Below are 23168 nucleotides of genomic sequence, written 5' to 3'. Positions count from 1 at the left end.
CTTTCCTCTCTGTGGCTCCGTGCCTCTGTGGTGGCACTTTTCCGCGTTCGCTTCATGCGTCTCTGGTGGCGCCCAGCGCCATGGACAAGTGAGATGGCGGGCTGCTTGGGGCCGCTTTCACGCAGCCTTCAGGGCAGCGTGCAACTGGCCCGTCAGGCCGAGTTCTCCGAAGAGGTTCTTGGGGTCGGCCATGCTCGGCACCAGGTCCAGCGGGGCGCCCAGGCCCAGCTGGGTGCTGAGGTCGTGCAGCAGGCGTAGGGCGGAGAAGTCCTCCAGCGCGAAGCCGACCGAGTCGAAGACGGTGACCTGCGCGGCGGACTCGCGCCCCGGCGCCTCGCCGGCCAGCACGCGCCAGAACTCGGTGACGGGGAAGTCGGCCGGCATCTGCTGCACGTCGCCCTCGACGCGCGACTGCGGCTCGTACTCGACGACGACGCGGGCCATCTCCAGCACGCCGCGGTGCAGCTCGGTCTTGCCGGGGCAGTCGCCGCCGACGCCGTTGACGTGCATGCCGGGCTCGATCAGGTCCGGCGTCAGGATGGTGGCCTGGGCCTTGTCCGCGGTGACGGTGGTGACGATGTCGGCGCCGCGCACGGCCTCGGCGGTGGAGGTGCAGACGGTCAGCGAGAGGCCCGGCGTGCCGTCGAGATGACGCACCAGGCGGGCGGTGGCGGCGGGGTCGATGTCGAAGAGGCGCAGCTCGCGGATGCCGAGCAGGTGGTGGAAGGCCAGGGCCTGGAACTCGCTCTGAGCGCCGTTGCCGATCAGGGCCATGACGCGGCTGTCGGGGCGGGCCAGCCGCCTGGCCACCATGACGGAGGTCGCGGCGGTGCGCATGGCGGTGGTCAGGGTCAGCTCGGACAACAGGGCAGGCGCGCCCGTGGCCACGTCGGCGAGCACGCCAAAGGCCATCACGGTCGGCAGGCCGACGCGGTGGTTTTTGGGGTGGCCGTTGACGTACTTGAAGCTGTAGAGGCGGGCGTCGGCGATGGGCATCAGCTCGATGACGCCGTCGGCCGAGTGGGCCGCGACGCGGGGCGTCTTGTCGAATTCGGCCCAGCGCAGGTAGTCGGCTTCGAGGTAGGCGACGAGGCGGCGCAGTAAATCGGGAAGTCCCACCCGCTGCACGAGGGCGGCGACGTCCTGGGTGGTCAAGAGCGTGGTCATGCGATGTCTCCTGGAAGGGTATGCAGCCGATTCTTCCGAGGCGGGCTGCCAAACAGAAGGTCAAAACCTGCGAAGTAATGGGGGCTGGTTTGACAAAACGGCAATGAAAATTGACGATCTGATCAATGGACGCCCTCGACCAGCAACTCCTCGCCCTGCTGCGTGCCAACGCGCGCGCCAGCGTCGCCACGCTCGCCGCCAAGCTCAAGGTCTCGCGCGGCACGGTCGCCAACCGCATCGCCCGGCTGGAGGACGGCGGCGTCATCACGGGCTACACCGTGCGCCTGCGGCCCGACGCCGTGCCCGACCAGATCACCGCCTGGATGAGCATCACCGTCGACGGCAACCGCACGCGCGAGGTCGTGTCCATGCTGCTCGGCGAGCCCGGCATCACGGGCCTCTTCGACACCAACGGCCGCTGGGACCTGCTGGCCGAGATCCGCAGCTCCAACCTGCAGGAACTGGCCGAGGTGCTGGAGCGGGTGCGCCTCATCAAGGGCATCGCGGGCACCGAGACCAGCATCCACCTGCAGAGCTACAAGCTCGGCTGAAGTGGAACTGCCCCCGGCCCAACCCCGCGCGCTGAACGCGGCGCGTGTCTGGTCCGCCCCCCGCGGGGGCGGCGATGCTTGCGGCATTGAGCCGCAAGCACATCGCCAGGGCGGGCCGGCTCGGGAGCGGCCCAGCGCTCGGCCCGCAATACCTCCGTTTCATGCGTCGCGGGTGCCGCGAACGCGGAATGGACAACTGAGATGATGCGCGCCATGTTTCGCCGCCTTGCCTTCCTTGCCTTCGTGCTGGCCCTTGCTGGCTGCTCGGTGCTGCCGACGTCCACGCCCCAGCCTCCCGTCGTCACCACGCCGCAGCCCGATGTCCAGCCGCCGCTGGTCAAGCCCGCACCCAAGCCCCCTCGCCTTGGCCTGGCGCTGGGCGGCGGCGCGGCGCGCGGCTTCGCCCACATCGGCGTCATCCAGGTGCTGGAGGAGAACGGCATCAAGGTCGACCTCGTCGCCGGCACCTCGGCGGGCAGCCTCGTCGCCTCGCTCTATGCCTCGGGCAAGACCGGCAAGGAGATGCAGGCCCTGGCCGAGGGCATGGACGAAGGCGCGATCACCGACTGGTCTTTCCCGCTGCGCGGCCTGATCCGCGGCGAGGCCCTGGCCCGCTTCATCCGCGACAAGACCGGCGGCAAGGGCATCGAGCAGATGGCCCTGCCGCTGGGCATCGTGGCGACCGACCTGTCCGACGGCTCTTCCATCCTCTTTCGCAGCGGCGACACCGGCACGGCCGTGCGGGCCTCCAGCGCCGTGCCGGCCGTCTTCCAGCCGGTGCGCATCGGCCAGCGCGAATACGTGGACGGGGGACTGGTGTCGCCGGTGCCCGTGCGCTTCGCCCGCGAGATGGGAGCGCAGTTCATCATTGCCGTCGACATCACCTCGCCGCCCGAGAAGGACCCGCCGGGGGACGCCTTCCGCATGCTGATGCAGACCTTCTCCATCATGGGCCGCAGCATCAACACCTTCGAGCTGCGCGAGGCGGACGTCGTCATCCGTCCGCGGCTGGACGGCGTCAGCAGCGCCGACTTCACCGCCCGCCGCCGCGCCATCCAGGCCGGCCGCGAGGCCGCGCTGCAGGTGCTGCCGCTGCTGCGCCAGCGCATCGCCGAGAAGACACGTTAGGCCATGGACGCCGCCGAGACCCCGCTGTTCCCGCTGCGCTCGGTGCTCTTCCCCGGCGGCTATCTGGCGCTACGCGTCTTCGAGCCGCGCTACCTCGACATGGTGCAGCGCTGCCACGCCCGAGGCCAGCCCTTCGGCGTGGTGGCCCTGACGGCGGGGCAGGAGGTACGGCAGCGCGAGGGCGAGGGCTTTCGCCGCGAGGCCTTCCACGAGATCGGCACGCTGGCGCGCATCGACGAACTGGAGCAGGCCGGCCCCGGGCTCATCCACCTGCGCGCCACGGGCACCGAGCGCATCCGCGTGCGTGAGCCGCGCTGCCTGAGCCATGGGCTGTGGCTGGCGCAGGCCGAGGCCCTGGCGCAGGACCCGGCCGTGCCGGTGCCCGAAGACCTGCGCCTGGCTGCCCGCCAGCTGCAGGACCTGCTCGCCGGCTGGGCGCGGGAGGCGGCGCCGCATGAGCTGCCCGTGCAGCCGCCTTATGCCTGGGAGGACGCCGGCTGGCTGGCCAACCGCTGGGCCGAGCTGCTGCCCATGCCGCTCGAGCAGCGCCAGCGGCTCATGGCCCTGGACAGCCCGCTGCTGCGGCTGGAATTGGTGGTGGACCGGCTCGACGCCCTCGGGGCGGCGGGCTGAATCCTGCCTCGACCGTGCATAGTGCCTCCCCGGCCCTTGATCCGGGGGGCGAGGGAGGTTACGGTGCCGCCGAAGATTGACAAGGGCCTGCGGCGCCGCACGGCTGCGCGCGAGCCGGCCCTGCGCGGAGGGGTACGGATGCAGGGCAGGCGGGCGGGGATCGCAGGCCGTTGGAGGGGCTGGATGGCTGGCTGGGTGGCCGGACGGTTGGTGGCCTGGCCGCAGCGCCTGTGGCTGTTCCTTCTGCTGTGGCTGGCACCGCTCGGTGCCTTCGCCGGTCCGGCGCGGCCGGACATCGGCGCGCCGCAGGACCGGGTGGAAGACGTCGCCCTCTTCATCGACGAGAGCGACGCGGCCACCATCGAGACGATCCAGGCCCGGGCCTTCCAGCCCGCCAAGCCGGACCTCTTCATCGGCAACCAGAGCCACCCGGTGTGGCTGAGGGTGAGGCTGCGCGCCGCGCCCGAAGGCACGCGCTGGCAGCTGTCCCTGTGGCCGCCTTTCATCCACGAGGCCACCCTCTACCAGGCCCGCGATGCCGGGCCGTGGCAGTCCACCACCATCGGCAGCCGCCATGCCTACGTCGACCGGCCCATCGGCTCTCTGGGCCTGGCCTTTCCGCTGGTCGTGCGGCCCGAGGCCGAGGCCACGGTCTTCATCCGGCTGCGCACGCCCACGCCGGTGGCGACGGTGGAGGTGGTCCAGCCCGAACAGCTCGTCGCACAGGAGCAGCTCGTGCTGGCCGTGTTCGCCGCCTTCATCGGCGCCGTACCCTTGCTCCTGCTCACGTCCGTGGTGGCGTGGTGGGTCACCGGCGTGCGGATCTGGCTGGTGTTCGCGGGCTTCGACCTGATGACCACGCTCAGCGTCGCCTTGCAGAGCGGCCTCGCGGCACGCTTCGTGTGGCCGCATGCGGAGGGCCTGCTCGACCAGCTCCATCCCGTCGGCGTGTTCGGCCAGGTGTTCTTCGCGGCGGCCGTCTTCGTGCAGTTCTGCCAGTTCATCGGCGCGCCGAAGTGGCTGGAGCGCGGTTTCCTCGCGGCCATGGCCGCGTTGCCGCTCAACCTGGCGCTGCTGGCTGCCGGCCAGCTGGTGCTGGCGCTGCGGCTCAACAACCTCACGGCCATCTTCCTGGTCGTGCTGTCCTTCCTGCTCGTCTTCGTGCCCAACCGTGGCGACCGCATCGTCGGCCTGGCCGTCAAGGTGGCGGGCGGCTTCTCGGCGGTCTTCCACGGCATGTTCTTCCTGCCCTGGATGCCTTTCGTCGAGCGTGAGCACGGCTATCTGTTCATGCGGTTCTCGACCATGCCGACCGTGTTCGTGACGGCCTGCATCACCCTCACCATCGCGCTGCGCCAGACCCAGCTCGCGATGCGGGAGCGACAGCTGCTGCAGGCCAAGGCCCTCGAGGCGGAGCGCCAGCGGGCCGCGGCGCTGGAGGCGAGCGAGGCCAAGTCGGCCTTCCTGGCCTACATGAGCCACGAGATCCGCAACCCGCTGCACGCGGTCATGGGGCTGGCCGACCTCGCTCGCGACCCCGACCTGCCCGAGGGCGTCCGCCGCGAGCATCTGCAGATGCTGTCGGCCAGCGCCCGCCTCCTGTCCCACACCATCTCCGAGGTGCTCGACTTCTCCAAGATCGAGTCCGGCAAGATGCGGGCGGATGTCGTTCCCTTCGACCTCGACGCCCTGCTGGCCTCGGTGTTCGCGGTCCACCTGCCGCTGGCCCGGCAGAAGGGCCTGGACTTGCGGCTGACGCCCACGCCGACGGCCTGCGGCTGGGTCCGCGGCGATCCGGGCCGGCTGCGGCAGATCCTCGGCAACTTCCTCTCCAACGCGCTGAAGTTCACCGACACCGGCGACGTCACGCTGACCGTCAGCCATGACGAGGCCCAGCTCTGGCGCTTCGAGGTGCGCGACTCGGGGCAGGGCATGTCCGCGCAGGAGACGGCCAGGCTGTTCAGCCCCTACGTGCAGGCCGGCGGCGTGGCGGAGCGTTCGATGGGTACGGGCCTCGGGCTGGCCATCAGCCGGGAGCTGGCGCGGCTGATGGGCGGCGACGTCGGCGTGTACAGCGAGCCCGGCCGGGGCAGCCGGTTCTGGGTGGACCTCCCGCTGCCCCAGGCCGTCGCCGCCGGCCCCGCGGAGCCCCTGGCTGCAGACGGCCTGCCGGGCGAGGCGAAGGGCGAGAAGAAGGGCGAGGTGAAGGGCGAGGCGAGCGGCAGCATGGCGGGCCGACGCATCCTGGTGGCGGACGACGTGGCGTCCAACCGCACCCTCATGGACGGATGGCTGCGCCGCCAGGGCGCCCAGCCGACGACGGTGCGCGACGGCGCCGAGGCGGTCGAGGCCGTGAGCCAGGCCTTCGGCTGCGGCCAGCCCTTCGACCTGGTGCTGCTGGACGTGCACATGCCCGTCATGGACGGCCTGGAGGCCACCCGCCGCATCCGCGCCCTCGGGCCGGCGGGCACGCTGCCCATCGTGGCCGTGAGCGGCGGGGTGTCCGTGGAGGAACGGGCCCGGGCCAAGGAGGCCGGCATGGACGACTTCCTCGCCAAGCCGCTGTCGCTGCGCCGCCTGTGCGACTGCGTCGCCGAGCTCCTGCCGGCCGACGCCGTCGCGGCGCCTAACGATTCAACCAGGCGATCAGCGTCGCGATGACCTCGGCCTTCTCGGGCTCGTTGAAGATCTCGTGATACAGCCCGTCCCAGGGCCGGGTGGCGACGACGTTGGCCGGCGCCGCCGCGGCGAAGGCCTCGCTGCCGCGTGGCGCCACGCAGCGGTCGGCGCCCGCCCACATCAGCAGCGTGGGCACTTGCCACCGCGGCGCATCGGCGATGGCGCGGTGGCCGGCGTCGACGATGAAGCGGGTGAGCCGCGCGGTGATGCGGTCGTGCACCAGCGGGTCGGCGGCATAGGCCTGCACCACGGCCGTGTCGCGGCTGATCCACTCGGGCTTCAGGCCGTTGCCCACGGCCAGGCCCGGGGCCAGCCGCTCCGCCACGGCCAGGGCCAGCTTCTGCGCTCCCGACAGGCCGGGATCGAGTGCCGGCGAGGACAGCACCAGCCCGTCCAGCGGCCGGCTACAGGCGGCCGGCCGGGGCGAGAGGGCTTCGGCGGCGAAGCGCGCGGCGACGGCGCCGCCCATGCTGTGGCCCAGCAGGACGAAGCGTCCGCCCGGGCGGCGCACGGTGTCGATGACGCGGGCGGTGTCGCGCAGCAGGGCGTCGTGGTCGGGGATGTCGCCGCGCGGCCCGGGGCTGCGGCCATGGCCGCGGTGGTCCCAGCCGTGAACGTCCCAGCCGGCGGCGTTGAGCGCGGCGGCGACGTGGGCATAACGCTCCACATGCTCGCCCAGGCCGTGCACCAGCAGCACCTGGCCTCGGGCAGATGCGGCAGCGGGCCAGTAGCGGGCGTGGAGGGGCAGTCCGTCGTCGGTGGTCGTCGTCATGACGCCATTCTGATGCGGCACGCCTGGCCGCAGGCGCCGGGTGGTGCGGGGCTTTCCCGGGGCGGGCATGAAAAAGCGCCCGGCGGGGCGGGCGCTCGAACGGCCGATCGGAACGCGCGGTTAGGGGCGAACGGCGATGTCGTTGCGCACGCCCTTCACGCCGGAGGTGTTGCGCGCCAGCTTCTCGGCCATGGCGCGCTCGTCGCTGCTCTTGGCGAAGCCGGAGAGCTGGACGACGCCCTTGAGCGTCTCCACGCTGATGGACATGGCCGAGACCGTCGGGTCGGCGGCGAACTTGCCCTTCACGCGGGTGGTGAGGGTGGCGTCGTCGACGTACTCGCCGACGCTTTCCTGGTCACGGGTCACGGCGCAGCCGGTGGTGGTCACGACGGTGAGCGCTGAAGCGAGGGCCAGCAGCACAGCGGAAGCTTTCATGGGTTTCTCCTGGTTGTTGAACGGATGTCTCGGGCTCTATCGGCGCATCGGCATGGCGTTCATGCATCGATGCAGAGAAGTGTGGCCAGCCGCGCCCCCGGTCTGCGTCAGCCAATGCCTACTCATGCTGCGGGCAACGCCTGACACGCTCAGCGCACCCGGGGCCCGTCGCAACGCCGCAGCGCCGCCACCCACAGCGTGGCCGCCTCCTCGGGGTCGAGCAGCCAGGTGTGGCGCCAGGCGACCATGCCGTGGTCCACGCGCTGGGTGAGGGTGAGCTGGGGTTCAAAGAGGGCCAGGCAGGCGGTGAAGGCTCCCAGCCAGCTGGCGTCGAGGGGCGGGGGGTGGCTCAGATCGATGGTCAGCATGGTGGCGAACTCCTGGCGGGTCGGGATTCACGCCCGCTTGTGGCGCACTTTGGCCGCGTGCGGCATGCCCCCGTGTAGGAGAGCTGGGCGCGGGGTCGTCGGCTCAGTTCCCGACCGCGGCGGAGCCGGCGGGTGTGTCCTGCCGCGAGCCCAGCACCCGCGCATAGGCCCAGGTGAACTCCGCGCCGAGCAGCAGGATCTGGGCGGAGAAATACACCCACACCAGCATGGCGACGACCGATGCCGCGGCGCCGAAGCCCGAGACCACGCCGCTGCGCTGCAGGTAGGTGCCGATGGCGTAGCGGCCCAGCGCGAACAGGCCGGCCGTGACCAGGGCGCCCAGCAGCACGTCGCGCCAGGCGATGCGGGCGCGCGGCATCCACTTGAAGATCAACGCGAAGACGGCCACGACCAGGCCCTGGCTCACCAGCGTGTTGACCATGCCGGCGATTTGCAGCCAGTCGCCGAACCAGGGCTGCCAGAAGGCCTGGGCGGCCGACAGCATGGCGTCCAGTAGCAGCGAGACCAGCAGCAGGAAGCTCAGGCCCAGGATGAGGCCGAAGCTCAGCATGCGGGCGCGCAGCCAGTTCAACCAGCCCTGTACCGGCCGCGCCGGCACGCGCCAGATGGTGTCGAGGGCGTCCTGCAGCTCGGCCAGCATGGTGGTCGCGCCCACCAGCATCAGCCCCAGGCCGAGCAGGGTGCTGAGCCAGCCGCCGGCCGGCCAGGACACCGTCCTGAGCATCTGCTCGATGGTGGTGGCCGCGGCCCTGCCGAGCAGGGCCTGCAGCTGGTCGACGAGTTCGCCGCGCACGGCCTCGCCACCCCAGACCAGGCCGGCCACCGAGACGACGATGAGCAGCAGCGGCGCCAGCGAGAACAGCGTGTAGTAGGCCAGGGCCGCGCCCATGCGCGGGCCCCGGTCGTCCAGGAAGCCTTCGACCGTCAGCCGCAGCACGCGGCCCAGCGGTTGAAGCGGTGCCAGCCGGTGCATCCACGCAGTCTGGCGGTTGGCACGGCCTGCCGCTGTAGGACGGCAGGCAGCGCGGCCTGGCCTCTGCTATCCATGTAGCCCGTGAGGCCGGCGTATTGCGGGCCGAGCGCTGGGCCGCTCCCGAGCGGGCCCGCGCTGGCGATGTGCTTGCGGCTTGATGCCGCAAGCATCGTCGTCCCCTCGGGGGACCGACCGGACTCGCTCGCGTTCAGCGATGCGAGGTTGGGCGAGGGGCAGTCAGAACAACAGCCGCGCGCCCATCCGGTACTGGCGGCCCAGCACGTCGTAGAGGAAGGGGTTGATGCCGTAGCCCGTGCCCGTCTGCGGCGCGGCCACGGGGTCGACGTTGGTGAGGTTGTCGATCTTGAAGTAGAGGGTCAGGTTCTTCGAGTACTTGTAGGAGCCGCCGAGGTCCCAGTAGAAGGCGCCCTTCATCTGGTTGTTCGCGATGGTCGGGTGGATGGCCGTGGACACCGCGCAGTTGGACTGGCACTCGATGTACTCGTTGCTGTAGACGCCGTCGCTGATCCAGCGCTGGGCCAGGGTCAGGTTGAACTTGTCGGTATCCCAGGACTGCGAGAACTGGCCCTTCCACCTCGGCGTGCTGCCGGCGTTGGGCACGTTGGCGACGTTGACGCCCGCGGCCTCGGTCGGGATGGTGCCCACCACGCCCGAGTCGATGAGGAAGCTGATCGTGCGCGTGGCCAGGGCGCGCAGCGTCAGCTTGCCGGGCAGGCCCGCGCCGCCGAGGTCGAAGCGGTAGACGCCCTCCAGGTCGAAGCCCTTGTTGCGCATGGAAGCGAGGTTGAAGGCCTGCACCGTGACGTACTTGGTGGCGCTGGTGAGGTCCATGGCGGCGCAGATCTCCTGGTTGCCGGCCACGCACAGGTCCACCTCCTGCTGGGGCGTCAGCGTGGAGATCACGCCCTTGACCTTGATGTCGAAGTAGTCGACCGAGGCACTGAAGCCCGGCGCCCAGCTGGGCTGCGTGAGCACGACGCCGAAGGTGGAGTTGCGGGCCGTCTCGGGGCGCAGATTGGTGTTGCCGATGGTGCGCTGCTGGATGGTGACCGTGGAGCCTTGGTAGTTGACCGTGTTGTTGACCACCAGCGGCGCGGCGTACAGCTCGCTGAGGTTGGGAGCGCGCACGTCCCTGGAGGTGACGGCGCGCAGGCGCAGGCCGTCGACGCCGGTCTTCCAGGTCGAGCCGAGCTTCCAGCTGTCCACGCCGCCCGAGGTGCTGTAGCTGGTGTGGCGGCCGGCGACGTTGAGGTTGGCTTCGCCCAGGGGCGTGCCCTTGAACAGCGGCACGTTGAACTCCAGGAAACCCTCCTTCACGTGATAGCTGCCACGGGCGTTGTGGTAGTTGCCGGCGTACCAGTTGTTGCCGATGGCGGTGTTGAGCAGCGGGTCGGCCGGGTACTCGGGCGTGTTGGGGCTGTCGGCCGAGACGCCGTTGCCGTAGGGGTCGCCGGTGACGTAGTACTGCTCGCGACGGGCCTCGGCGCCGAAGGCCATGGCCACGGGGCCGGCCCACAGCGAGAAGGGCTCGCCGTTGACGCTGAAGCTGGCGACGGACTGGCGCTGGCGCGAATGCTGGTGCGGCCCGTTCGCCGGCTCGATGTAGGACATGGCGGCGGGGTCGGCCGGCACGTCGCCGATGACGTTGAGCGGCACGCAGCCCGAGGCCGCGGCCACCGGGTTGCGGCAGACGATGCGGCCGTCGGCCAGGCGCACGGCGTCGATGGCGGCGTTGTAGCGGCTGTTCAGCGACATGTTGGCCACGTTGATGTCGATGGTGTTCTGGCCGTGCGTGGCGTAGGCGTCATAGGTCCAGTCCTTGCCGAAGGCGTCGAAGCGGCCATTGGCGCCCAGCACCAGGCGAGCCTGGGTGCGCACCGGGTTGACCTCGATGTCCTTGGGGAAGTTGGCGTTGGAGGTGCCGAACTTGAAGCTCGTGATGCCGTTCGTCGCGCAGGCCGCCTGGATGGACGCCGGCACGAAGGGGTTGTCGCACTGGATGGTGAGGTTGTCGTTCTTGAAGGCGCCGGGGTTGGGCGTGAAGCGCGAGTCGACGCGGCCGTAGTTGAAGGTGAAGAAGACCTCGTGGTCAGGCGTGAGCTCCAGGCTGCCGCGCGTGTAGGCCACCTGGCGGGTCATGTTCATGCCGAGGGTGGTGCCGCCGCCCACGGTGCCGCTGAGGTCGCCGCCGACGCAGAAGGGCGTGATGCAGCCCGTGACGGCGCCCGTGCCCGTGGGCACGCCGTTGGAGCCGTAGACGAACTTGAAGGGCACGCCGTCCTTGCCGAAGGCCGTGCCCTGCAGCGGGCCGTTGGTGATGAGGCCGTACTTGGCGTACTGGAACTGCTGGGCGTTCTCGATGGGGATGTACTGCGGCTTGCCGTCGTTGGTCTGGCCGATGGGGCGGACCTGGAAGGCCGGGTTCTTGAACCAGGTGCGGCCGTTGGCGCCGGCACCGCCGAAGCGGGGCGAGGGCACGCCGCCCTCGCGGCTGTATTCGACGCTGGCCGTGAGGTGGGCGCGCCCGTCCAGGAAGCCGCCGCCCCAGGCCGCCTGCAAGGTGTGGTTGCGGTCGTCGTGGTAGTTGGTCTCGCCGGCCTCGACGTTGGCCTTGAAGCCGGTGAAGCGCTTGTCGGTGACGAAGTTCACCACGCCGCCGACGGCGTCCGAGCCATAGGACGCCGAGGCGCCGCCGGTCACCACGTCGACCTGCTTGATCAGCAGTTGCGGGAACTGGCTCACGTCGGTGACGCCGGTGACGTTGGCGCCGATGACGCGCTGGCCGTCGATCAGCGTCAGCGTGCGGATGGGGGTGAGGCCGCGCAGGCTCAGCGAACTCAGGCCCTGGATGCCGCTGCTGGTGCTGTTGGTGCTGGTCGTGCGGCCGGTGCTGCCCTGCAGGGCGGGCAGCTCGGCCAGGGCGTTGAAGAGATTGGGCTTGGCGGCCTTCTCCATGTCGACGGCATCGATGCGGGTCGTTGGCGTCGGCTGGGTGAAGCCGCGGGCGTTGATGCGCGAACCCGTCACGACGACCGGGCTCAGCACGTTGGAACCGACCTCCTGCGGCGGGTCGGAGGCCGGCTGTCCGGGCGCCGCCGTCTGGGCGCGCGCCCCGAGGGCCAGGCCGGCGCAGGCCGCCAGGGCGGCGAGGTGGATCAGGGTCGGGCGACGGGAGGGGTGCATCAGAAGTCTCCTGGTGTGGCGGCTGCTGCGCCGCTTTTTGCTGTCAACGATGAAGCCGGTCCGGATGGCGTTGGAATTGGATAGCGCTATCCGAAAAATCCAAAAAAAGAGGGGTCAGGGCACCCCCGGGCACCGCCCCCGGCAAGGGCGCTCCCCACCCCGGCGAGGCCCGGATGAGTGGGCCGGTTTCATGGGTGGATTGCGCTATCCTAGAGCTTGGCCGAACCCCGCGATATGGGGGATAACATGGAGCCATGCCCAACTCGAAAGCCGCTGCCGCGCCTGCCCGTCGACCCCGCGCCACCGGCCGCGTGACCCTCGCCGACGTGGCCCGCGAGGCCGGTGTCAGTCCCATCACCGTGTCGCGTGCCCTGCGCGGCGAGCGGGCCGTGGCGGCCGAGCTGTGCGAGCGCGTGCACGCCGCCGCCGCCGCTCTGGGCTACGTGCCCGACCCCGCCGCCCGCGCCCTGGCCTCCAGCCGCAGCTCTCACGTGGCGGTGCTTATCCCCAAGCTCAGCAACACGCTCTTCGTCGAGCTGCTGGACGCGCTGCAGCGCTGCCTGACGGCCGCCGGCTACCAGACACTGATCGGGGTGACGCACTACGACCCGGCCGAGGAGGAGGCGGTGCTGCGCAGCTTCCTGGCCCACCGCCCGGCGGGGCTCATCGTCACGGGGCTGGACCACAGCCCCGCCGCCATGGCGCTGATCCAGAACAGCGGCGTGCCCTGCGTGCATCTCATGGAGCTGGCGGACGACCCGGGCTGCTACAGCGTCGGCTTCTCGCAGCGCGAGGCCGGCCGCGCCATCACCCGCCATCTGCTGGACGCCGGGCGCCGCCACGTCGTCTATGCCGCGGCCCAGCTCGACCCCCGCACCCTGCAGCGTGGCGAAGGCTACGAGGCGGCGATGCAGCAGGCGGGGCTGGAGGGGCAGGTCCGCAAGCTGCTGCGGTCCGAGCCGTCGTCGATGGCGCTGGGCGGCGAGATGCTGGAGCAGCTGCTGCGCGAGGCGCCGGACGCCGATGCCGTCTTCTTCTGCAACGACGACCTGGCCCAGGGCGCCTTGCTGGCCGCCCTGCGCCTGGGCGTGAAGGTGCCCGAGCAGGTGGCCATCGCCGGCTTCAACGACCTGCCCGGCAGCGACCAGATGCTGCCGCCACTGACCACCGTGGCCACACCGCGCTGCGAGATCGGCGAGCAGGCCGCGCAGATGCTCATACAACTGATGCGCGGCCAGCCCGTGGCCCGGCCCCAGCTGGACCTGGGCTTCGAGATCGTCAGGCGCGCGAGCGCCTGAGTGCAAGAGAACACAGCCACAGAGGCACAGAGACACAGAGGGGGCGTCATCCCGCCTTCTCTGTGCCTCTGTGGTTGCCTTTGAGGTTTCAGTTCAGGGGAGCTCCACCTCCAGCCGGTATTCGCGCCCGGCCTCGATGCCACGCACCCGGCCGTCAGGCAGGGGCTGGCCGTCGAGCCGCACCTGCATGGCCGGCACGCCGGTGCGCCGCACCTGCAGCCGGAAATGCGCGCCGCGGAACTCGCGCTCCGCCTCCAGCCCGTCCCAGCCCGTCGGCAACTGCGGCTGCACCCGCAGGCCCTCGGCATCGCCGCGCAGGCCGCACAGGCCCTCGATGACGCAGCGGTAGGCCCAGGCCGCCGTGCCGGTGTTGAACAGCTGGCTGGAGCGGCCGGCCGTGCGCGGGTACTGCCTGTGGGCACCGCGGTAGTAGTTGGGGATGAACACCGGCAACTGGCCGCGCTGCAGCAAATCGGCGGCGTCGGGGCCGGGAATCATCTGGCGCAGCAGCCGGAAGGCGCGGTCGCCGTCGCCGGTCTCGTACAGGGCATGGACGTAGAAGCTGGCCGCATGGTTGTAGACGGCGCCGTTCTCGGCCGAGCCGGGATGCTTCTGCGTGACGCGGCCGACGTCGTCGCGCATGCGCGAGTAGGGCGGGGCGAACATGGCCACGCCGTGGGGCGTCTCCAGTTCCTCCTCGATGGCCTGCACCATCAGCTGGCGTTGGGCATCGCTGGCGGCGCCGCTGAGCATGGCCCAGGCCTGGGGGTTGAGGTAGATGCGGCCTTCGGCGTCCGCCGCGACGCCGAAGGCGACGCCGTCGTCGGTGATGCCGCGGGCGAACCAGCGGCCGTCCCAGAGGTGGCGGTTGGCGGCGTCGTTCAGGGCCGCCGCCGCCGCATGCCAGCGGGCGGACGCGGCGGCGCGGCCCGTGTCGTCGCAGATGCCGGCCCACAGCCGCATCGCATGCGCCGCGGCCACGGTCAGCCAGCCCGACACGCCGCGGCCCTTGTAGCCCACCATGTTCATCGGATCGCACCAGTCGCCCTGGGCGATGAAGCTCAGGCCGCGGGCGTCGCGGTCCTGCTCCAGCCAGGCCATGGCGCGGTCGATGCGCTCGGCCACCGTTAGCTCGGCACCCGCGGTGTCGCGCACGGACTGGTCGAGCAGGGCGAAGTCGGCGGTCTCGTCGAGGTAGGCCTGCAGGCAGACCGGCAGCCAGACGCAGTGGTCGGTGTGCGGCACCTGGTTGATGTACTTCAGCTCGGCACCCTCGACGAGGAGGATGCCGTCAGGCATGGAGCCGTTGGCCGACTGCTGGCCCAGGGCATGCAGCAGCGCGCCGCGCGTCACCTGCGGGGCGATGTAGGCCATGCCGAGGCTGTCCTGCAGGTAGTTGCGCGTCTGCGGGTCGGTGCTGAGGCGGTTGACGTCGCCGTGATAGAAGACCTGGCGCGGCAGCCAGTGGTTGACGAAGTTGTCGAAGGCCGCGTCGGGTGTGCGGATGCGCAGGCAGCCCCGGCCGCGGTCGATGTAGGCGGCATAGGCCTGGGCGGCGCGGGCGAAGCCGGCTTCGCTCAGGTAGGCGGTTCGCAGCCGCGCGATCTCGGCGTCGTCCAGCGCGGGGCCGAACAGGAAGCGGCAGGTCTCGGCCTGCCCGGCCCCGAGCGCGAGGCGGTATTGCACGCAGGCGGCGGGGGTCTCGTAGCGGGCGTCGCCGCCGGCCAGGCGCTCGGCCTGCAGCGCGCTCGGGCGGTGCAGGCCGCCCTCGCCCTCGAAGGCCGCCTGGCAGGCCTCCCAGGCATCGGGCCGGCGCTCGCAGAGGAAATAGGTCTTGTCCTTGAGGTGCAGGTTCTTGAAGTAGTCGGCCACCTTCTGGTAGGGCGTCACGGAGCTGGCCACGATGCCGCCGAGGTCGTCGCGCCACTCGGCGGACTGGTTCATCCACGACATGTAGCCGATCGGGAAGTAGGGCACCACGCTGAGGCGCCGCGGCCGGCCCGACAGGTTGGTGACCTTGAGCGTCCACAGCTCGACGACGTCATCCGTGGGCAGGCCGAGCTGCAGCTCCACGCGCACGCCCAGGTGCTCCACGGTCCAGCCGAGGTCGTGCCGCCCGGCGCGGAAGGCGAAGGACGCCAGCGGTGCGCGCACCGGCTCGTAGGGGGCCGAGAACAGCTCGCCCGTGTCCTCGTCCTTCACGTAGACGAAGCGGCCGGGGTGGTGGGCGTAGTAGGCCTGCTCCGGCTGCATGAAGGTCTTGGCCTCCAGGTTGGGCGCATGCGCGTACTTGGCCGGTTCGGGCTGCATGAACTGCGCGGTGGCGTAGCCGCGGCAGGTCACCTGGATCATCATCCGGCGGTTCCAGAGGAAGCCGCCGGCCTGGGGCAGGGCGGTGGGGCTGGCGAGTTCGTAGCGCTCGCCGCCGTCGATGGGACCGAACATGGTGTCAGGAGGTCGAGGTGGAGGATTTGCGCGCGGCCAGGTCGGCCTGGATGCGCGCCATGGTCGGGTTGTCGAGGCTGTAGAAGACCATGATGACCGCGGCCAGCAGCGTGAAGGCGGCCGGAATGACGGACATCAGCCAGACGATGCCGCTCTGCGACTGCGCCGACTGCGTGGCATTGGGCACATAGCCCAGGGCCGAGAACAGCGCGCCGATGACGGCCACGGCCATGGCGGTGCCGAGCTTCTGCGCGAAGGAGCTGGCCGCGAAGGTCAGGCCGGTGGCGCGCCGGGCGTGGCGCCATTCGTTGTAGTCGGCCGTGTCGGCCAGCATGGCGAAGGACAGCGGCGACTTCGGGCCGAGGGCCAGGCCGAGGGCGACCTGCAGCACGTACATCAGCAGGATCTGGTCGCTCGGCACGAAGAGGAAGGCCGTCGACAGCACCGTGGACGCGAGCATCAGGCCGATCATCAGCCTGCGCTTGTCGATGAAGCGCGTGAGCAGCGGCGTGAAGGCCGTGCCGGCCGCGGCGGCCAGCAGATAGGCCGGCACGAAGCTGCCCAGCAGCTCGGGGCGGTTGACGACGTACTTGAAGTAGTAGGCGGCGCTGGTCATGCGCAGCGTGATGCCGCCCATGATGATGAGGGCCAGGAAGAACAGCAGGATCCACGGCCGGTTGTTGCGCAGGTCGGCCAGGTCCTGCCTCACGCTGGACGGCTGGGCCGGTGGCGGCTGCACGCGCTCGGTGGTGCTGGTGAAGGTGAAGGCGAAGATGAGGGCGGCCGCGAGGCCCCAGAACGCCATGGTCAGCGTCCAGCCCAGGGCAGGGTCGCTGCCGCCGAGCCAGGCGACCAGGCGGGGCGATGCCGCCGTGACGAGGGTGCCGCCGGCGAAGCCGCACACGAAGCGCGAGGCGTTGATGGCGTTGCGCTCGCGCGCGTCGCCCGACAGCACGCCCGACAAGGCGCTGTAGGGGAGGTTGGCGCCGGTGTAGAGCGTCATCAGCAGCAGGTAGGTGACGCCGGCCCAGGCCAGCTTGCCGGTGGGGCCGAAGTCCGGCGTCGAGTAGGCCGCCACGCCGACGACGGCCAGCGGCAGCGGCAGCACGAGCAGGTAGGGCCGGAACTTGCCCCAGCGCGTGCGCGTGCGGTCGGCCAGGGCCCCGATCATGGGGTCGGTGAAGGCGTTGAAGATCTTCACGACGAAGAGCATGCTGGCCGCCGCCGCCGCGGTGATGCCGAACACGTCGGTGTAGAAGATCAGCAGGAAGGTGGAGATGTTGGTCCAGTAGAAGTTGAACCCCATGTCGCCCAGGCCGTAGCCGACGATCTCGCGCCGCGTGAGGGGCGCAGGGCGGGCGGGCGTCATGGCTTCAGCCAAGGACCGAACCCAGGGGTTGCCGCAGCCACTGGCTCACCTGCTGGCGCAGCTCGTGCAGTGGGCGCTGGGCGTCCAGGCGCAGCACGCCCGGTTCGCCGAGGGGCGACTCCAGCGTCGCGAACTGGCTGTCGATGAGGCTGGCGCTGAAGAAATGGGTGCCGCGCGTCGCCACCCGGCGGGCGGCCTCGGCCTTGCCGATGTCCAGGAAGGCGAAGCGCAGCCCTGGCGAGGCACGGCGCAACTGGTCGCGGTAGCCGCGCTTGAGGGCCGAGCAGGCCAGCACCAGGCCGCCGGGGTGGAGCTGCAGCTGGGTGCCCAGGCTGGCGAGCCAGGCGGCGCGGTCGAGGTCGTCCAGCGGCTGGCCCTCGGCCATCTTGCGGCGGTTGGACTCGCTGTGGAAATCGTCCGCATCCACCCAGGGCCGCGCGACGTCGGCGGCCACGGCCGCCGCCAGCGTGGACTTGCCGCTGCCGGCCACACCCATGACGACGACGGAATCGGGCGCAAGAGGACTCATGGAGCGGGAGGCGAGGGCGGGCGGGAAGGGTGGCTGGCGAGGCGCGCGGGATGCATCGCCCAAGCTGGATAGCGCTATCCTAACTGCCGCGCGCCGAAGCGCCGCTCCGTGTTTTCCCGCCGAAACAGGCCGTACCGCCCCGGCGCGCTTAGAGCACCGCGCGCAGCCGCTCATAGCCGCTGCGGCTGACGGGGATGCGCTTGCCGCTCTTCATGCGCGCCAGGTGGGCGTCGCTGTCGGTCTTCTCCAGCCCGGCCAGGGCGGCCAGGTTGATGATGAAGGAGCGGTGCACGCGCACGAAGCGGCGGGGGTCGAGGGCGGCCTCCAGCTCGGAGATGCGTTGGGCCTTCAGGTGTTCGCGGCCGGCGCTGTGGAAGGCGACGTTGTCGGCCTGGGCCTCGATGTAGTCGATGGCGTCCACGGCCAGCACTTGCATGCCGCCGCTGCCGTCGCGCACCAGCACCCGGGCGAGGGTCGGCGCCGGCGCGACGAGGTGGTCCAGGCCCGGCGCCGGCTGGCCCAGCAGCCGCCGGGCGCGGTCCAGCGCGGCGTCGAAGCGCGCCTGGGTGAAGGGCTTGAGCAGGTAGTCCACGGCATGCAGCTCGAAGGCGCGCAGGGCATGCTGGTCGTAGGCGGTGGTGAAGACGACGCCCTCGCGCCGGCCCGTCAGCTCCAGCACTTCGAGGCCTGTGAGGCGCGGCATCTGGATGTCGAGGAAGACGAGATCGGGCTTGAGTTCGGTAAGGGCGCGGGCGGCCTCCAGGCCGTTGTCGGCCTCGGCGACGACCTCGATGTCGGCGTGGGCGGCGAGGTATTCGCGCAGCAGGCGGCGGGCCAGGATCTCGTCGTCGGCGATCAGGGCCCGCAAGGGCGAGGGCTGGGTCATGGTGGGGCCTCGGAGGTTTCCAAGGGAAGGGTGATCTCGACGGCGAAGCCCGCGGGCGTCGGCCCCCAGTGCACGCGCGCCCGGCTGCCGTACTGGGCCGCCAGCCGCTCTCGCAGGTTGCGCAGGCCATGGCCCAGGCCGCTCTGCGCGGCGGCCTGGGCGGGCACGGGGTTGCGCACCGTCAGGTGAAGCCAGCCGTCTCGGGCCATCACCTCGATGTCGAGCCGGCCGCCGTCCTCGCGCGGGCGCAGGCCGTGCTTGAGGGCGTTCTCCGTGAGCGGCTGCAGGGTCAGCGGCGGCAGCAGGGCGGTCAGGCTGTCGTCTGGCGCCTGGATGGCGAGGTCGAGCTTGTCGCCCAGGCGTTGCTGCTCGATGGCGAGGTAATGCCGCACCAGTCCGAGTTCTTCCTCGAGGCGGATGCGCCCGCGGCCGGCGAGGGCCAGGGTCTGGCGGAAGAACTCCGCCAGGTCGATGGCCATGGCGCGGGCTCCGGCGGGGTCGAAGTGGGTCAGCGCGCTGATGGAGTTCAGGCTGTTGAAGAGGAAGTGCGGGTCGATCTGCAGGCGCAGCAGCTGCAACTCCATGTCGCGGGCGAGCAGGCGCGCCTCGACCTCGCGGGCGGTCGCGGCCTGGGCGCCCTGCACGGCGATGAGCAGGTCGTGGGCCAGCACGGCCAGCACGAAGAAGCCGGCCACCAGCGCCAGCGTCAGTGCCCAGGCCGGCGGCGTCATGGCCACCAGCCCGGCCGGGCGGCCGGCGGCCAGGCCGACCGCGTTCCAGGCCGCGGCCACCGCCAGGCCCGTGCCCGACAGTACGCCGACCGCCGCCGCCCGTGCGGCCAGCGCCCGCTGCCAGCGCCGCACGGCCAGGGGCTGGCCCCGGCAGACGTAGTAGGCCGGCAGCGCCGCCACGGCGTGCAGCAGGGCCAGCGGCAACACCCAGGCCAGGGCCCAGCCGTAGGACGCCAGGCCCTGGGCGGCCGGCAGAGCCGCCAGGGCCATGCCGGCCAGGGCGGCCGTCAGCAGATAGGCCGCCAGGACGTGCCGGTGGGTCAGCAGCGGATGCACGCCGGCGGGTCAGTTCTTGATCTCGACGCCGCTGAACGTCGCGTCGCCGCGCAGTACCAGGCGTTGGGTGGGGTTCATCGGTGGCAGGGTCTGGTCCTCGACGCTGCCCAGCGTGGCCGTGATCTGCACGACGACGAGCCAGTCACGCGGCACGCGCAACTCGACGCCGCTGAAGCGGGCCGAGATGTCCAGCGTCGCCTCCGGCCCGTCCATGGCTGCCCGGTGCAGGTCCAGTTCCACGCCGCCGAAGTTCACGTCGATGCGTCCGCCCTTGAAGCTGCGCGAATCGTTCTGCTGCTCGATGGATGCGAAGCTCGCGTCGATGCTGACCTGTTCGCCATGTTCCAGCGTGGAGGTGTCGCGTGCCATGCCGAGGGCGTGGTGCTGTCGGTTCGGGAGCAGGCCGCGCAGCAGGATGGACAGGCCCGCCAGGATCACCAGCACCGGCCACCAGTCGCGCAGCTCCAGCCGCGTGTAGCCGAGGTTCTGCGCCGTCAACAGGGCGCCGACGGCGATCAGCGCCGTGCCGAAGAGCCAGCTGCCGGCATGGCGGGGCCAGATGAGGCGGGCCAGTCCCAACAGCACCAGGGCCAGCGGCCAGAAGGTGCGCAGCAGCGGCAGGCCGAAGACCTGCAGGTTGTCCAGCAGCGCCAGCACACCCACGCCGATGACGCCCAGGCCGAAAAGGATGCGGCGGCCGGCGTGGTGGGGGTGGTGGAAGCGGCGCGCGTGGCGAAGGCGCATGCGGTGCATGGGAGGCTCCGGGAACTTGGAGCCTGCAGTAGACCTCGACCTCGGCCCCGACGCTGTAGCCCGGCGGCGAATCGACGCCTCGCACCGACGAATCGACGCCGCGCGAGGCCGACGGGCTATCGTGTAGCCGACGCCCGTCATGCAGGACCGGCCCGGTGGATTTTGGCGGTCCGGATTCATGCCGCACTGAATCGCCGGCCAACGCGCGAAGTCCATCGCCGTCACGCAGCCAGCCTCGTGTACGTCCGTGTCAAGAACGACGCGAGACCCTGGGCAATTCACGCGTCGACACAGGAATGCCGCCGTCCCCAACCTTGAGGAGCACAGCTTGACGCAATGACGCTACCTTGAAGGCCGATCCATCATCGGGGAGGCATCCGTGGCCATCGACATCACCTACACCAGCGAAGGAGATCTGCTGATCACCTGTGGGAGCGAATCCCGGATCTGGCCTCTGGCGGCCCACATGAGCATGGCGAAGCTCATCGGGTGTGCCTTCCGCGACGTGGCTGTCGAGATCCAGATGAAGCAATCGGACGCGCAGGCGGCGCCTTCGCCCGCCTCATCGCCGGCGGGCGCCCCAGCTCCAGCCTCCGCGATCACGCCGGCGCTATCGCCCGCGCCGGTCAAGGGGGCTAACCCGGTCAGTGGTTGGCAAAAGCCGTGGCCGAGGGCCACGGCGTTTGTCAGCCAGTTGCCATCGGATCCCAGTGGGCCACCGACGACGATCGTGCAACTCGAGTTCGGCGAGATGGCGGACGCGGCGGATCTCTCCAAGCCAGGCAACCAGGCGCTGGCTGACCTGATCGATCAATCAAACTTGAACGTCGAACGATTGGCCGAGGAAATTGTCGCAACACTCCATCGGGGTCCTCGCCCTCTGGGGCGCCTCTCGCTCGCGCTGCCCCTTGATCCCTTGAAGTTCCAGCAAGTCGTGCGGGCCATCGACGCCAGCGTTCAAGACAAGGGAACGCGGGTGCTGGACAAGCTGCAGTTTGTCTTCCCGCAGGCTGGTGGTCCTTTCACACCGGACTGAACCATGGACGCTCCCGACATCTACGCGACCGCGAAGACCGCGCTGAGGGACAACGTCAAACTCGTGCTGTCGGCACTGGCAGGTGTGGCCAGCCTCCTGCTTGCCGGGACTCCGTTCTCGGGACTGGGCAGCCTGCCGGTGGACTGGCGTCTTGGGGTGGCACTGTTTTCGATCGGCCTGGCCTTCTGTTTGTTGTGCCTGATCTTCTGGCGACTGCTGAAGACGCTCGAACCCATGTTGGTGGGTTTCGAGGACCTGCTGGACTCGCTCGATCTGGACGGCATCAAGGAGCCGCGACGCCGTAGGGCCATCGCCGACCTCAGACGCGTGTTCGCCGATGAGCGAACCAGGCGCCTGCCAGACGGGCTTCCTAGCGTCGATGCGCTTGTCGAGCAGATTGGCCAGGACTGGGACCCGGTCGCGGGGCACCCTCGCCCGGAGCACAAGGAACGCTACGAAAAGAACCTGGCAATGCTCGAGGGGCTGAACGTCTGGGCAGCGTTCGTCACGCTCCAGCAACTGGTGTCGAAGGCGCTCAATCGGACCGTGCTTGCGGGCATGGTGGTGCTCGCTGCCATCCTCACCTTCGCATGGGCGGCCAACCCGCCCAAGGCCGGCGCCGAGGAGAAGCCCCCGGTCATCGTCTACGAAGGGGCCACGAAGCCGCCCCTTGAAGCAGGACAGATCAGTTTCGGCCCCATGCTGTTTGCCTCAGACAAATCCGACCTGGACGAAGCGGCGCGCAAGGTCCTCTCAGGGGCTCGCCTCCAGCTCCAGACGTGGCCGGACTCCGTGGTGCTGGTCCGCGCGAACACGGATACGCGCGGCACCTCGCGGAGGAATGCAAAGCTGGCCAAGGAACGCAGTGAGGCGGTGGCACGTGAACTGGCGAAAAGCGGCGGCATCGCCACCAACCGCATCTTCGTGGCAGCACTGGGCCTGGATGACTTGCCGGTGATCACCGCTGCCAACGTCGATTCCGCGCAGAACCGCAGCGTCGTGCTGATCGTGCAGCGCCAGAGGTGATGCCCACCGCTGCGCCAGCTGCGAAGACATGCCTGAGGTCCAGGACCTGCGGTCCTGACAGCCGCCGCAATTGAGTCAGCTGGAAATTGGCGTTCGCTGCTCGATGGCGGGCTGACGAAAAAAAGCCCGGTGCGGGTGCACCGGGCCTTTCAGGATTGAGGCTCGATCAGGCGGCCGCGCGCTTGGCGCCGCGGGTGGCCGTCTGGGTCGCCTTGACGGCTTGCGAGGTGGCGGCCTGGAAGTTGGCTTCGGCGACCTCGACGGCCTGCTTGGTGGCCTTCTGGACCGACTCGAAGGCGTTGTTGGCCGCGGCGACGGCGGACTTCACCAGGGCGACGGCGTTCTCGGTGCCGGCCGGGGCGTTCTTGGCGGCGCTGTCCACCAGGCTGCTCAGCGTGCGCTGGGCTTCGGCGAACTGGCCTTCGGCAACGCGCACGACTTCGGAGCCGGTGCTGGAGGCGATGTCGTAGAGGTGGCGGCTGTAGGAAGCGGCCTTCTCTGCGGTGGGTTGCAGCAGGGCGGCCTGCAGGGACAGCAGCTCCTGCGCGTCCTTGACGGACAGGGCGGCAGCCGTGGTGTCGGCGGCTTCGCTCAGCGCCGTCTTGGCGACTTGCAGGTTCAGCTCGACGAGCTTCTCGACGCCTTCGAAAGCCTTGTTGGTCAGGCCGAAGAGGGTTTCGACGTTGGCCTTGTGGGCGGCCAGGACTTGTTCAGCGGTCAGCATGGTGGAACTCCGATTTCAGGGGGGGGACCGATTGCCGTGCTGTTTTGCTGCACTGCAACATGACCTGAATGATAGGGGACGTCCGGCAGATTGCAAGCACTTTT

20 protein-coding genes are annotated in these 23168 nt (G+C 70.3%); 7 read left to right on the top strand and 13 right to left on the bottom strand.

Translation table 11 applies throughout. The features are described from left to right. Positions 1-117: 117 nt before the first annotated feature. The gene (locus LXT12_RS00750) at positions 118-1167 is read right to left on the bottom strand and encodes an ornithine cyclodeaminase (RefSeq protein ID WP_233388490.1); all 1050 of its coding nucleotides are present in this window, start codon (positions 1165-1167) and stop codon (positions 118-120) included. 125 nt (positions 1168-1292) lie between these two features. Between LXT12_RS00750 and LXT12_RS00745 the strand changes: the two genes are divergently transcribed. From LXT12_RS00745 to LXT12_RS00730, 4 genes are all read left to right on the top strand, one after another. After that, positions 1293-1718 (top strand): Lrp/AsnC family transcriptional regulator, encoded by a 426-nt coding sequence (locus LXT12_RS00745; RefSeq protein WP_233388487.1) that lies wholly within the window; start codon positions 1293-1295, stop codon positions 1716-1718. Positions 1719-1931: 213 nt separating this feature from the next. Beyond that, positions 1932-2846 (top strand): patatin-like phospholipase family protein, encoded by a 915-nt coding sequence (locus LXT12_RS00740; RefSeq protein WP_233388485.1) that lies wholly within the window; start codon positions 1932-1934, stop codon positions 2844-2846. Between the two features lie 3 nt (positions 2847-2849). After that, positions 2850-3479 carry an LON peptidase substrate-binding domain-containing protein gene (locus tag LXT12_RS00735; RefSeq protein WP_233388482.1) on the top strand — a complete coding sequence of 210 codons (630 nt, stop codon included), beginning with the start codon at positions 2850-2852 and terminating at the stop codon, positions 3477-3479. Positions 3480-3662: 183 nt separating this feature from the next. Beyond that, positions 3663-6140, top strand: a complete 2478-nt coding sequence (locus LXT12_RS00730) for a hybrid sensor histidine kinase/response regulator (protein ID WP_233388479.1) — start codon at positions 3663-3665, stop codon at positions 6138-6140. Here the strand turns inward: LXT12_RS00730 and LXT12_RS00725 are convergent. The 5 genes from LXT12_RS00725 to LXT12_RS00705 form a co-directional block, all read right to left on the bottom strand. Next, positions 6106-6930, bottom strand: a complete 825-nt coding sequence (locus LXT12_RS00725; protein ID WP_233388477.1) for an alpha/beta hydrolase — start codon at positions 6928-6930, stop codon at positions 6106-6108. The two genes, LXT12_RS00730 and LXT12_RS00725, sit on opposite strands and share 35 nt — an antisense overlap. A gap of 120 nt (positions 6931-7050) precedes the next feature. Continuing rightward, positions 7051-7365, bottom strand: coding sequence for a BON domain-containing protein (locus LXT12_RS00720; protein WP_233388475.1), 315 nt, complete (start codon positions 7363-7365; stop codon positions 7051-7053). A 149-nt stretch (positions 7366-7514) separates the two neighbouring features. After that, the gene (locus LXT12_RS00715; RefSeq protein WP_233388472.1) at positions 7515-7733 is read right to left on the bottom strand and encodes a hypothetical protein; all 219 of its coding nucleotides are present in this window, start codon (positions 7731-7733) and stop codon (positions 7515-7517) included. A gap of 103 nt (positions 7734-7836) precedes the next feature. Then, entirely contained in the window at positions 7837-8727 is an 891-nt protein-coding gene (locus LXT12_RS00710; RefSeq protein ID WP_233388470.1) for a YihY/virulence factor BrkB family protein, read from the bottom strand. A gap of 237 nt (positions 8728-8964) precedes the next feature. Next, positions 8965-11931, bottom strand: a complete 2967-nt coding sequence (locus tag LXT12_RS00705) for a TonB-dependent receptor plug domain-containing protein (RefSeq protein WP_233388468.1) — start codon at positions 11929-11931, stop codon at positions 8965-8967. A 254-nt stretch (positions 11932-12185) separates the two neighbouring features. On the opposite strand from LXT12_RS00705, the gene gntR reads away from it, so the two are divergent. Next, a complete protein-coding gene (gene gntR / locus LXT12_RS00700) occupies positions 12186-13229 on the top strand; it encodes an HTH-type transcriptional regulator GntR (RefSeq protein WP_233388466.1) in 1044 nt (347 codons plus the stop codon). Between the two features lie 93 nt (positions 13230-13322). On the opposite strand, the gene LXT12_RS00695 is transcribed toward gntR, so the two are convergent. The 6 genes from LXT12_RS00695 to LXT12_RS00670 all read right to left on the bottom strand — a co-directional run bounded on the left by LXT12_RS00695 (position 13323) and on the right by LXT12_RS00670 (position 20278). Further along, positions 13323-15674 carry a GH36-type glycosyl hydrolase domain-containing protein gene (locus tag LXT12_RS00695; RefSeq protein ID WP_233388465.1) on the bottom strand — a complete coding sequence of 784 codons (2352 nt, stop codon included), beginning with the start codon at positions 15672-15674 and terminating at the stop codon, positions 13323-13325. A gap of 4 nt (positions 15675-15678) precedes the next feature. Then, on the bottom strand, positions 15679-17043 hold the full coding sequence (locus LXT12_RS00690) for an MFS transporter (RefSeq protein ID WP_233388464.1): 1365 nt from the start codon (positions 17041-17043) through the stop codon (positions 15679-15681). A 4-nt stretch (positions 17044-17047) separates the two neighbouring features. Further along, a complete protein-coding gene (locus LXT12_RS00685) occupies positions 17048-17572 on the bottom strand; it encodes a gluconokinase (protein WP_233388463.1) in 525 nt (174 codons plus the stop codon). 148 nt (positions 17573-17720) lie between these two features. Then, positions 17721-18458, bottom strand: coding sequence for a LytR/AlgR family response regulator transcription factor (locus tag LXT12_RS00680; protein WP_233388462.1), 738 nt, complete (start codon positions 18456-18458; stop codon positions 17721-17723). Continuing rightward, positions 18455-19525: a sensor histidine kinase gene (locus tag LXT12_RS26855; RefSeq protein WP_349254998.1), complete on the bottom strand. Its 1071-nt coding sequence runs from the start codon at positions 19523-19525 to the stop codon at positions 18455-18457. Before LXT12_RS26855 ends, LXT12_RS00680 begins: the two co-directional genes overlap by 4 nt. A 9-nt stretch (positions 19526-19534) precedes the next feature. Further along, on the bottom strand, positions 19535-20278 hold the full coding sequence (locus LXT12_RS00670) for a LiaI-LiaF-like domain-containing protein (RefSeq protein WP_233388461.1): 744 nt from the start codon (positions 20276-20278) through the stop codon (positions 19535-19537). Between the two features lie 379 nt (positions 20279-20657). On the opposite strand from LXT12_RS00670, the gene LXT12_RS00665 reads away from it, so the two are divergent. Continuing rightward, positions 20658-21314 carry a hypothetical protein gene (locus tag LXT12_RS00665; protein WP_233388460.1) on the top strand — a complete coding sequence of 219 codons (657 nt, stop codon included), beginning with the start codon at positions 20658-20660 and terminating at the stop codon, positions 21312-21314. Between the two features lie 3 nt (positions 21315-21317). Then, positions 21318-22340, top strand: coding sequence for an OmpA family protein (locus tag LXT12_RS00660; RefSeq protein ID WP_233388459.1), 1023 nt, complete (start codon positions 21318-21320; stop codon positions 22338-22340). Between the two features lie 166 nt (positions 22341-22506). Here LXT12_RS00660 and phaP read toward each other — a convergent pair whose 3' ends face one another. After that, positions 22507-23064 (bottom strand): phasin family protein, encoded by a 558-nt coding sequence (gene phaP / locus LXT12_RS00655; RefSeq protein ID WP_233388458.1) that lies wholly within the window; start codon positions 23062-23064, stop codon positions 22507-22509. Positions 23065-23168 lie beyond the last annotated feature (104 nt).

Origin of the sequence: Pelomonas caseinilytica, assembly GCF_021353235.1 — a bacterium.
Lineage (GTDB): Bacteria > Pseudomonadota > Gammaproteobacteria > Burkholderiales > Burkholderiaceae_C > Pelomonas > Pelomonas caseinilytica.
This window is presented reverse-complemented; position numbering and strand designations above follow the sequence as displayed.

Excerpts from the sequence above, each read along its gene's own strand:
- LXT12_RS00690 (WP_233388464.1), bottom strand. The coding sequence starts at position 17,043 with ATGACGCCCGCCCGCCCTGCGCCCCTCACGCGGCGCGAGATCGTCGGC.
- LXT12_RS00695 (WP_233388465.1), bottom strand. The coding sequence starts at position 15,674 with ATGTTCGGTCCCATCGACGGCGGCGAGCGCTACGAACTCGCCAGCCCC.
- LXT12_RS00745 (WP_233388487.1), top strand. The coding sequence starts at position 1,293 with ATGGACGCCCTCGACCAGCAACTCCTCGCCCTGCTGCGTGCCAACGCG.
- LXT12_RS00730 (WP_233388479.1), top strand. The coding sequence starts at position 3,663 with ATGGCTGGCTGGGTGGCCGGACGGTTGGTGGCCTGGCCGCAGCGCCTG.
- LXT12_RS00680 (WP_233388462.1), bottom strand. The coding sequence starts at position 18,458 with ATGACCCAGCCCTCGCCCTTGCGGGCCCTGATCGCCGACGACGAGATC.
- phaP (WP_233388458.1), bottom strand. The coding sequence starts at position 23,064 with ATGCTGACCGCTGAACAAGTCCTGGCCGCCCACAAGGCCAACGTCGAA.
- LXT12_RS00670 (WP_233388461.1), bottom strand. The coding sequence starts at position 20,278 with ATGCACCGCATGCGCCTTCGCCACGCGCGCCGCTTCCACCACCCCCAC.
- LXT12_RS00705 (WP_233388468.1), bottom strand. The coding sequence starts at position 11,931 with ATGCACCCCTCCCGTCGCCCGACCCTGATCCACCTCGCCGCCCTGGCG.
- LXT12_RS00725 (WP_233388477.1), bottom strand. The coding sequence starts at position 6,930 with ATGACGACGACCACCGACGACGGACTGCCCCTCCACGCCCGCTACTGG.
- LXT12_RS00750 (WP_233388490.1), bottom strand. The coding sequence starts at position 1,167 with ATGACCACGCTCTTGACCACCCAGGACGTCGCCGCCCTCGTGCAGCGG.
- LXT12_RS00685 (WP_233388463.1), bottom strand. The coding sequence starts at position 17,572 with ATGAGTCCTCTTGCGCCCGATTCCGTCGTCGTCATGGGTGTGGCCGGC.
- LXT12_RS00715 (WP_233388472.1), bottom strand. The coding sequence starts at position 7,733 with ATGCTGACCATCGATCTGAGCCACCCCCCGCCCCTCGACGCCAGCTGG.
- LXT12_RS00710 (WP_233388470.1), bottom strand. The coding sequence starts at position 8,727 with ATGCACCGGCTGGCACCGCTTCAACCGCTGGGCCGCGTGCTGCGGCTG.
- LXT12_RS00740 (WP_233388485.1), top strand. The coding sequence starts at position 1,932 with ATGTTTCGCCGCCTTGCCTTCCTTGCCTTCGTGCTGGCCCTTGCTGGC.
- gntR (WP_233388466.1), top strand. The coding sequence starts at position 12,186 with ATGCCCAACTCGAAAGCCGCTGCCGCGCCTGCCCGTCGACCCCGCGCC.
- LXT12_RS00660 (WP_233388459.1), top strand. The coding sequence starts at position 21,318 with ATGGACGCTCCCGACATCTACGCGACCGCGAAGACCGCGCTGAGGGAC.
- LXT12_RS00735 (WP_233388482.1), top strand. The coding sequence starts at position 2,850 with ATGGACGCCGCCGAGACCCCGCTGTTCCCGCTGCGCTCGGTGCTCTTC.
- LXT12_RS00720 (WP_233388475.1), bottom strand. The coding sequence starts at position 7,365 with ATGAAAGCTTCCGCTGTGCTGCTGGCCCTCGCTTCAGCGCTCACCGTC.